General features: G+C 63.7%; 6 protein-coding genes. 1 reads left to right on the top strand and 5 read right to left on the bottom strand.

Going from position 1 to position 9,027, the window contains the following annotated elements; genetic code table 11:
• The first annotated feature begins 392 nt into the window (after window positions 1-392).
• Window positions 393-1,742, top strand: coding sequence for an MFS transporter (locus RT2_RS24820; RefSeq protein WP_245709229.1), 1,350 nt, complete (start codon window positions 393-395; stop codon window positions 1,740-1,742).
• Window positions 1,743-3,005: 1,263 nt separating this feature from the next.
• Here the strand turns inward: RT2_RS24820 and RT2_RS24815 are convergent.
• From RT2_RS24815 to RT2_RS24795, 5 genes are all read right to left on the bottom strand, one after another.
• Window positions 3,006-3,998 (bottom strand): ABC transporter substrate-binding protein, encoded by a 993-nt coding sequence (locus RT2_RS24815; protein ID WP_169888583.1) that lies wholly within the window; start codon window positions 3,996-3,998, stop codon window positions 3,006-3,008.
• A 37-nt stretch (window positions 3,999-4,035) separates the two neighbouring features.
• The gene (locus RT2_RS24810) at window positions 4,036-4,833 is read right to left on the bottom strand and encodes an ABC transporter ATP-binding protein (protein WP_245709230.1); all 798 of its coding nucleotides are present in this window, start codon (window positions 4,831-4,833) and stop codon (window positions 4,036-4,038) included.
• A gap of 55 nt (window positions 4,834-4,888) precedes the next feature.
• Complete coding sequence (locus RT2_RS24805) at window positions 4,889-5,737, bottom strand: ABC transporter permease (RefSeq protein ID WP_245709231.1); 849 nt, start codon at window positions 5,735-5,737, stop codon at window positions 4,889-4,891.
• Between the two features lie 186 nt (window positions 5,738-5,923).
• The gene (locus tag RT2_RS24800; RefSeq protein WP_072847471.1) at window positions 5,924-6,976 is read right to left on the bottom strand and encodes a beta-keto acid cleavage family enzyme; all 1,053 of its coding nucleotides are present in this window, start codon (window positions 6,974-6,976) and stop codon (window positions 5,924-5,926) included.
• Window positions 6,977-7,740: 764 nt separating this feature from the next.
• Entirely contained in the window at window positions 7,741-8,913 is a 1,173-nt protein-coding gene (locus RT2_RS24795; protein WP_072847470.1) for an acyl-CoA dehydrogenase family protein, read from the bottom strand.
• Window positions 8,914-9,027: the final 114 nt, after the last annotated feature.

Here is a 9,027-nt window from a genome sequence, read left to right as displayed (position 1 = left end):
ATCTTTGAAGTTGGCCAGCGCCCGAGGGACTCAGCTGGAGCGGCGATCGCTGGTGGCCCTGCTTGCCGCCGCACCGGCTACCACATGCGCCACGCCACTCCTCGGTCTCGACGTGATGTAAGCAACACTAGAAACGATTCAACGACCGCGCTTAACCTGGCGGGCGCGCCACTTGACACTTCGGGCACCCGACCGGCGCAAATATTGAGGCTTGCAGCTAGTCGCATCTAGATGTACGTTGTGACCGCTGACACATCGATGGCCTCCCCGCTGCTTAGCCGTGGACGGCCCTTCTGCGCGAAACATCCCGTATCACCGGTGGTGAAAAGCGATTACCAGGTAACCGAGTCGTTACAGAATTTCTCCGCTGTTGGTCTCATGAAGGGTTTCCCATGACCAATCTCAATACGCTCCGAGCTCACCCGATCGGTCTTCCCGAATCGCCCAGGAAAATAACCCCCGTCGTGACGGGGAAGCGGGCATGGGGAATGACGGGCCTAGTTGTATTTCTCTACACCGTCAACTATGCCGACAAGGCAGTCCTGGGAATCATTGCCCAGCCTCTCGCCAGAGAACTGGGTCTCAGTTCTTCACAGATTGGTCTTGTTGGTTCGTTGTTCTTCACGACGTTCGCAATCGGCGGTTTCCTAGCCGGCCCGTTGAACAAGTACCTCACACTTCGATGGGCCCTGCTGGCGCTTGCGCTCATCTGGTCCGTAGTCATGCTGCCGCTGGTGTTTACGGCCACCTTTGCTGTACTGATTGCTGGCCGGATGGCGCTTGGGCTGGCCGAAGGTCCGTCGACCGCGCTTATTCACACGGCGGCCTACTCCTGGCACCCGCCTGCGAAGCGTGGCCTGGTCAGTGCGATACTCAGCAGCTCCGCCTCGGTGGCAAAGATTCTCTTTGCTCCAGTCCTCGCCTACATTTCCATCGAGTACGGCTGGCGTGTCACGCTTTTGGCGATTTCCGCAATTGGAGTTGTGTGGGCAGCGTTCTGGCTGGTCGGCTGGAAGGAAGGCCCATTCACCACGCTAACCGCGGCAGACGCCGATACCGATTCGCCGACGGCTTTCGTGGCCGAATCCTCCAGGGAGCCTTCGGTCCCTTGGCGGCGCATTTTTCTATCTCGTACATTCATCGCCTGTACGTTCCTGGCGATGTCTCTCTACGCTCTGACCACCATCGTGCTCACCTGGCTACCCTCCTACTTTGAACTGGGTCTGGGCTACTCCGCCATGCAGGCCGGATCCTTGTTCGCGCTCCCCTCTCTCGCGGCCTTGACCACGATGATTGCCTCCGGCGCAGTCACCGACCGACTGATTCAACGTCATGTCTCCTCACGAATCGCCCGAATCGGGGTTGCCTGCGCGGGCGTGCTCGTATGCGGCGAAGTGCTGATCACGCTTCCGCTCATTGATGTCCCCATTGCGACTGTCATCGTGCTGACCATCGGGTATGGCGCAGGCATGGTCGCAGTACCACTGCTTCATTCCGCCGTTTCTGAGCTGTGCCCGCCGCAGCAGACCGCTGGGACCATGGGCATGTACATGGCACTCATGGCCCTCGGCGGCCTCATCGCTCCGTACGCAACTGGCGTGGTCGTCGACCACGCCGATACGCCTGCCGCCGGCTATGCGCTCGCTTTCCAGGGGTCCGGTGTCTGGGTCGTCGTTGCAGGAATTGTGGCACTACTAATCGCAAATCCCGACCGGGACGGTATGATGATTCGCCGAACGTGACGCCACCAAAACCGCAATAAAAACCTAAAGGCGTGAGACCGCCAGATCTCGAAGTCCTCGGTTGAATATCGCGAAACCGCAGTGAACAAAATACTCATCAGTTCTCGAATCGCCGCGGAACCGGGCCCGCCTCGGGCGTCCTCGGGCCGAGTCCGGTCTCGTTTCGGAGAAATCGATTGAATCACGTGTCGCGATAATCATGGATGGGGGACATTCGCGCGAATCCGGCGGCGGGTCGAGTCGGTGTCTTGCGGGCCCCGCCCTCGGCGCGGACCCCGACTTCGGTGTCGGTCCTACCCTCGCCCCTGAGCGCGGCACCGGCCATCGAGATCCCGGGCCTTCCGCCGATTCAGCTGCCGCCGGTGCCGGGGCGGCGGGTCCCCGCGGAGATGCTCCGCGCGCTCCAGCCCAGCCTGCCAAATCAAGAATCCCCGTGACCAAGCGGCGTACAACGAGGTCCTGGCCATGGTGCTACGTCCTCGACTCCTTGGCGGCGAGTCCTGCTGGGCGGACGAGCGGGTGACGCCGGAGCGGCAGGACAACTCCCCGGCGGATCGGCGGGCGGCACGGCGGTCGTGGTCGCCGACTCCACGGTGCCCGCCTCGCCCGAGGCGGAGAAGATCCCGACCGCGCGCAGGTCCAACACGGCGTGCCTCCCGAAGGGATCAGCACCACGCTGCGGCGGGGTGCCGCGGCGTTGGGGAACCGGTCCGGTAGCGCGCGTACCTCGTCGCGATCGGCGCCCAGTTTGAGTCCGACGCAGCGCCGGCACCTCGGGCACGATCAGCGGCTGGACGAAATCGAATCACCATGCGGTGGAACTGGATCGGACGGGCAGCGGCCCTTCGCCAGTGCCCTTCCCGGAGACCAGGCGCGGCTGCGCGCCATCCTCGACACCTTGACCTCCCACGGCACGGCGCTGGTTCGTGGACCAGCCGGCAAACCACCCCCCCCGCCCGAGACGCGTACATCATCGCCGAGGCGGCCCGTGCGCTACCGGACTGACCAGACTCGGAGCCCTTCCCGCCCCGTTGTGACCGGCGGGGACCAGTTCAGACGACACGAAAGAGGCGAACTTTCTTCTGGTGCAGTGGAACCCCGGCCGTACCGCTGGCAGCGGGTGGCGGACGGGCGCTGTAGGCGGATTTCAGGCCTTCAACCCGCTAATCCGAAACCGATCAGGCCGACACGGGCACCACACGAAAGATGTGGCTAGGGCCGACAATTGATTGTCAGCCCTAGCCACATCCAAGCTGGTATGGACTACTTGCAGCTGGTGTCCACGTGATCTGCGAACGGCACGGCGGTCGAGCCAGCGCCCAGCGTCATCTCGATGTTCTTCTGCCACTGTTCGGCAGCGATGCTGGTAGACCACGACGTGTGGACCTGGTCCCAGATATGTCCCGCATTCTCGGTCGAGACGTCGAGGAGCTTCTCCAAAGACCGCATCCCGGCGTCGCGGTTGACATCGTCCGCGATCCAGTTCGTCGCCTTGGCCATCGCTCGGCAAAAGCCCTGCACCACATCGGGGTTGGCCTGCTTGAATGCGTCGGTCGTCGTCCAGAATGTCTGCAGTCCGTACTCGCCCACAGCGCCCGCGGTGCCGTCCATGGTGTTCACGAGGGCCTTGAGGTCCAGTCCGTGCGATTTGATCAGCACGACGGAGGACGTGGCGGCAACGGTGGCATCGACCTTGCCGCTGCGCAGCGCCGGCTCCATCGTCACACCACCGCCGACCGCGACATAGGTGACGCCTTCCGGGTCCACCCCGTTCTGGGCCAGGATCTCCCGCGCGAACCGCTCGGAGAACGTGCCCCGCTGGACGACGCCGATCTGCTTGCCCGCCAACTGCTTGACGTCGGTGATCGAGCTGTCCCCGGGCACTACCAGCGCCATGTCGATCTTGCCGAAGGGCGCAACCGCCACCAGGCCCTGCCCCTGGTCCATCGCCGCCATGACGTTCTCCGGCGTGCCCACCGCCATCTGCGTGGAGCCGCCGATGAGCGTGGCCGTCAGCTCCGCACTGGACTTCGCATTGACGGTCTCCGTCACGATGCCCTCATCCTTGAAGAGGCCCTGCTCATTCGCGATGACATACGGGAAGGTGAGCGTGTTGGCGGAGAAGTTTCCAACGGCGAGCTTCGTCAGACCATCCGAGTCGACGGCGGCCGTGGACGAGCTGCCGCACGCGGCTAGGGTCGCGGCGAGCGCCAATGCGCCAACAACTTTCGCGAGGTGACGGCTTCGAGTTTTCACGGGTACTCCTTGATGGCTTCTGTTGGTGGCGGTGGGACTAGTGGAGGCGAGTGCGCATGCGCTCGTAGACCTCGATGTAGCGAGGATGCGTGGTGATCGTCGACAGATCGCGAGGCCGCTCGATACCCACTTTGACGTCGTCGAGCACCTGACCATCGCCCATCAGCACGATGCGGTCGGCTAGCGCCACGGCCTCACCGAGGTCGTGGGTCACGAACAGGACGGTGCGGTGCGCCTCGCGCTGCCAGAGCTCCAGGAACTCCTGCTGTACCGACTGGCGGGTGTTGACGTCCAGTGCCGCGAATGGCTCGTCCATCAGCAGCACGTCGGGGTCCAGCGCCCAGGTCCGGGCCAGCGCGACACGCTGACGCATGCCCTGCGACAACTGCCAGGGCCACAGACCCTCGGCATCGCCCAGGTGCACGGCCTTGAGCCAGCGCCGCGCCGTCGCCTTCCTGTCGGCCTTGCCCATTCCACGCAGCTCCAGTCCGTACTCGACGTTCCGCATTGCGTTGCGCCACGGGAACAGCGCGTCACGAGCCAGCATGAAACCGAGGTGCTCACGCCCCTCTCGCGGCGTCTTGTCCATCACGGAGACCTTGCCGGCCGACGGCTCGACCAGCCCGGCGACCATATTCAGCAGGGTCGTCTTGCCGCATCCACTGCGCCCGACGATCGCGACGAACTCCCCGGCGGGGATATTCAGGTTCACGTTGTCCAGCACGGTCCTGGTGCCGCCCTGCGGGTGCGGGAATGTCACGCGAACGTCCTCGAACTTGATGGCGTCCTTCGTTGGGGCCTTCGGTGTCGCCGCGGCTTCTCGCCGCTCGCTCACAATAGTTGACATCATCGGGATATCTCCAGACTCATTGTGGAACATAGGGATTCGGTCAGTGATCGGCGGGGGGCTGCCAACGCAGGAACCTGCGCTCCGCAATTCCCATTGCCTGGTTGAGTACGACCGCGATGATTGCCAGGAACAGCAGGATGGCGTAGACCGCCTCCATGCGGTACGTCGCCGAGTAGGTGGCGACCAACTGGCCAAGCCCGTTCTTCGCCGAGATCAACTCGGAGCCAACCACACCCAGGAGCGAGTAGATCAGGCCCAGTCGCATGCCGGCGAAGATCGCCGGCGTCGCCACGGGGAAGAGCACCTTAAAGAACAACTGCGGCTTCTTGGCTCCGAGCACAGCGGACAGTCGGAGCCATTCGGAGTCGGTGGACTGGACGCCGGCCCGGGCGCTCGACATGACGATGAAGAACACCAGCGTCGCGGCCAGGGCGACCTTCGCGGTGGTGTTGATGCCGAAGGCCACGATGAACAGGGGGGCGAGCGCGATGCGTGGCATCGCGTTGGCCGCGTCGAGAAATGGCGTCGTCACGCGCTCGACCTTGGGCAGCAGGCCGAGTGCCAGGCCCGCGATCACGCCTGCGGTGCCGGCCAGAATCCAGGCGATGGCCACGGCCATCATCGTGTAGCCGGTGTTGTCCACAAGCTCGCCGGACTCGAGAGCGCTCACAAAGTAGTTCCAGGATTGCGCCGGGGTCTTGGCCAACACCGGGTCGATCCACTTGTTCATCGTGGTCAACTGCCACAGCCCCAGCCATGCCACGAGGATGATGATCTGCCAGCCGCGTACGGTCAATGTTTCCCCGCCCAGTTGCCACCATCGACTGGGCTTGTCCCGAGGCGCTTCTGCCACGGGGGAAGTGGAAGACAGTTGATCGGTGATACTCATTGCTACTCCACTCGCTAAGTGTGGAACCTGTTCCAGACTTTGGACTTTCAACAATTTCCCCGCAGTCGCTGCGCGGCGGTCAGCGCTATCCCGATCAAGCCACTTCTCGAAGCGCCGACTGTGTGCTGCGCGGGGCGGGCAGGACACCTGCCCGCCCCGTCACAGTCGTGCACTGCAACGATGAAGTCAGGCGCGCTGCGTGAAACCGAACTCGCCGGGTCGACGGTTGGGGGAGTACCCGATCCTGGCCAACGTCTCATCTACACCGGCGTAGCGCTCATCGAGCTTGTAGATCTCACGCGCCTCCTTGCCATTGGCCACCTCACGGCCGAGTTCGGTCGCGATCCGCACCAACTGCCTGACCTGCTCGGCCGAGGTCATCCGCTCGCCTCGATGCCCCCACAGGTTGCCCTCGTTGCCGCAACGGGCGTGCAGCCCCAACGTCATCGCAATGTTGTTGATCGGCAGCACCGAGCGCATCAGACTCTCGAGCGTGATCACCGCACCGTCCGGGACGCGCTGGATGAATTTCATGACGTTGTACGGGTTGGGCCCTTCGCCGCCGCCACCGATTCCCACCCACGTAAGCACCAACGGGCCGGTGTAGGTACCAGTTCTGATCAACCGCTCGATCTTCTCGAGGTGTTGCATCCCCGGCACCTGGAACTGCGGCTGGATTCCCGCGGCCTGCAGGCGCCGCAGGTGCTCCTCGACCCACCTGGGCCCAGCCGCCACCACCCTCTCCCGGTAGGCCTCCCACACCTCGGGTCGCTCGAGCGAGGTTCCCGCGATCTCCTCCGGAGACATCATGTCGGTGACATTCATCTGCTTGGTCGAGACCGTGACGGTGACCTGGTCGGGCTTCGGATCGAGCGTGGCAATCAGGTGCTGAGGGTCGTCGGCCAGCGACTTCGCGTCCGCGCCATCGCCTTCCGGGACGAACGAGATCGACCCGCCCACCTGCAGGATCATGTCCGGCACGGCTTCGCGGAGCCGGCTGAGCAGCTCATTGAACCTCGACAGGCGCTTGCTGTTCGTCCCGTCGTCCTCGCGCACGCGGATGTGCAGGACGGAGGCGCCTGCCTCGTAGCAGTCCACTGCCGCCTGGACATGCTCGTCAATCGTCATCGGCAGGTCATCGCGGACGCCTTCGAGCTCCCATTCCGAGCCGTAGGGCGCCGCCGTGATGACCAGCTTCTCCTGGCAATCGGGGAACAGCGAATCGTCTTGGAAATACATGGTGCAACTCCATTTCAACAGAGGTGTTCAACAGGGGGGACAGGAAGTACCCAAGGTGCGGGGCCAGAGTGCGCCGGGACAGCCACTGGCCGTGACGGCGCTCGTATCTGTCAATGCCTGTGCCATAGAACCCAATTGGGTCGGTACGTGATGCAGGTAACACTAGGGGCTGCCCGGGAGGCGCGCTTAACCTGATGGGCTACCCGCTTTACATTTCGGGCGCGACATTGTTGAGGCCCGAGGTCATACGAAGATTCCCGGTCGGCTCCGGAACCTGCCGAGGCCCTGACCGGCAGGTTTCTCCTCGTTCCACTGCTGCGTTTGGCCGTTGCTGAAGGCCCGGCACCGGCGGCGACGACTGCTCAGCGCTGTCGGAGGTAGCGGAAATGACGGCCGACGCGAAGACCGGTGTGCCCGCATCTGGTCGAACAATCCGATATCGGCAGACCCGCCCTCGAGCGGGACGGCATCGGCCGCAGCTCAATGTCCATGCAGCGGAGAACGCCGGCAGCCGACCCGCTACGGGTCGGACGTGAGCAGGCTCGAATCCCCTTGTGAATCCGGGCGGAGGGATCGGCGATGGGGCCGCCGCTCTGGTTGCCAGCGGCAGAACTGCCGAAAACAGACGATGTTGGTGGGCTCGGCGATCCGCCGAGCCCACCAACACGACCAGAAGAGACTCATCTCCTTGCAGACGGGCAACCCGCCTCGCAACCCACCGATAGGGCAGCCATTCCGGTGATCATCGGCCCTGATGGCGCCAGTTACCGGAATGCCGCCTCGCCCGTCAGCGCCTTGCCGATGGTCAGCTGGTGCATTTCGGAGGTGCCCTCGTAGGTGAGGACGGATTCGAGGTTGTTGGCATGGCGGATGACGGGATACTCGAGGGTGATGCCGTTGGCGCCGAGGATGGTGCGGCACTCGCGAGCAATGGCGATGGCTTCACGCACGCTGTTCAGCTTGCCAGTGCTGACCTGCTCGGGGGTGATTTCACCGCGGTCCTTGATTCGACCCAGGTTGTAGGCAAGGAGGTGACCCTTGCCGACCTCGAGTGCCATGTCGGCGATCTTCGCCTGGGTCAGCTGGTACGCCGCGAGCGGCTTGTCGAAGACCTCGCGGGTCTGGGAGTAGTCGATCGCGGTTTCGAGGCAATCGCGGGCCGCGCCCATTGCACCGAAGATGATGCCAAATCGCGCCTCACCCAGCGCCGTGAGCGGGCCCCGCAAACCCTTCGCGAGCGGGAGCATCGCGCTGGAAGGAAGGCGCACGCCGTCGAATACGAGCTCAGAGGTGACCGAGGCCCGCAGTGACAACTTGGAATGAATCTCGGGTGCGGAGAATCCGGGGGTGTCGGTGGGGACCACGAATCCGCGGATGCCCTCGTCGGTCTGCGCCCACACGACGGCGACGTCGGCAATCGAGCCGTTTGTGATCCACATCTTGGTGCCGTTGAGGATCCAGTCGTCGCCGTCTCGTTTCGCATTGGTGCGCATGCCGGCGGGGTTGGAGCCGAAGTCCGGTTCGGTCAGGCCAAAGCAGCCGATCGCCTCGCCGGAGGCCATCCGAGGCAGCCATTCCTGCTTCTGCTCCTCACTGCCCCAGTGGTGGATGGAGAACATCGCGAGGGAGCCTTGGACGGACACGAGACTGCGGATGCCGGAGTCCACCGCTTCAAGCTCGAGACATGCCAGGCCGTAGGCGGTGGCGCTCATACCGGCGCAGTCGTAGCCATCGAGATGCATGCCCAGAACTCCGAGCCCGCCCAGCTCGCGAGCCAGTTCACGGGCGGGCAACTTCGCCGACTCGAACCACTCGGCAACGTGGGGCCGGATCCGCTCGTTCGCGAACTTGCGGACGGTGTCGCGAATCTCGATTTCCTCTGGAATGAGCAAAGAGTCCAGGGCGAAGAGCTGGCTCAAGGTAGAAATATTAGACATGAGTTCTCCTGAAGTAGTTGAAGGCTATGTGTTGTCGATTGCGCTGTGGTGGGTGTGAACAAGAATCACGCGCGCGCCGGGAAGCCCAACTCGCCAGCACGACGATTCGGCGCA

Source organism: Rhodococcus tukisamuensis NBRC 100609 (genome assembly GCF_001894985.1).
Classification (GTDB): Bacteria; Actinomycetota; Actinomycetes; order Mycobacteriales; family Mycobacteriaceae; genus Rhodococcus_G; species Rhodococcus_G tukisamuensis.
Note: the sequence above shows the minus strand (reverse complement) of the source record. Positions and strands in the feature narration are given on the sequence as shown.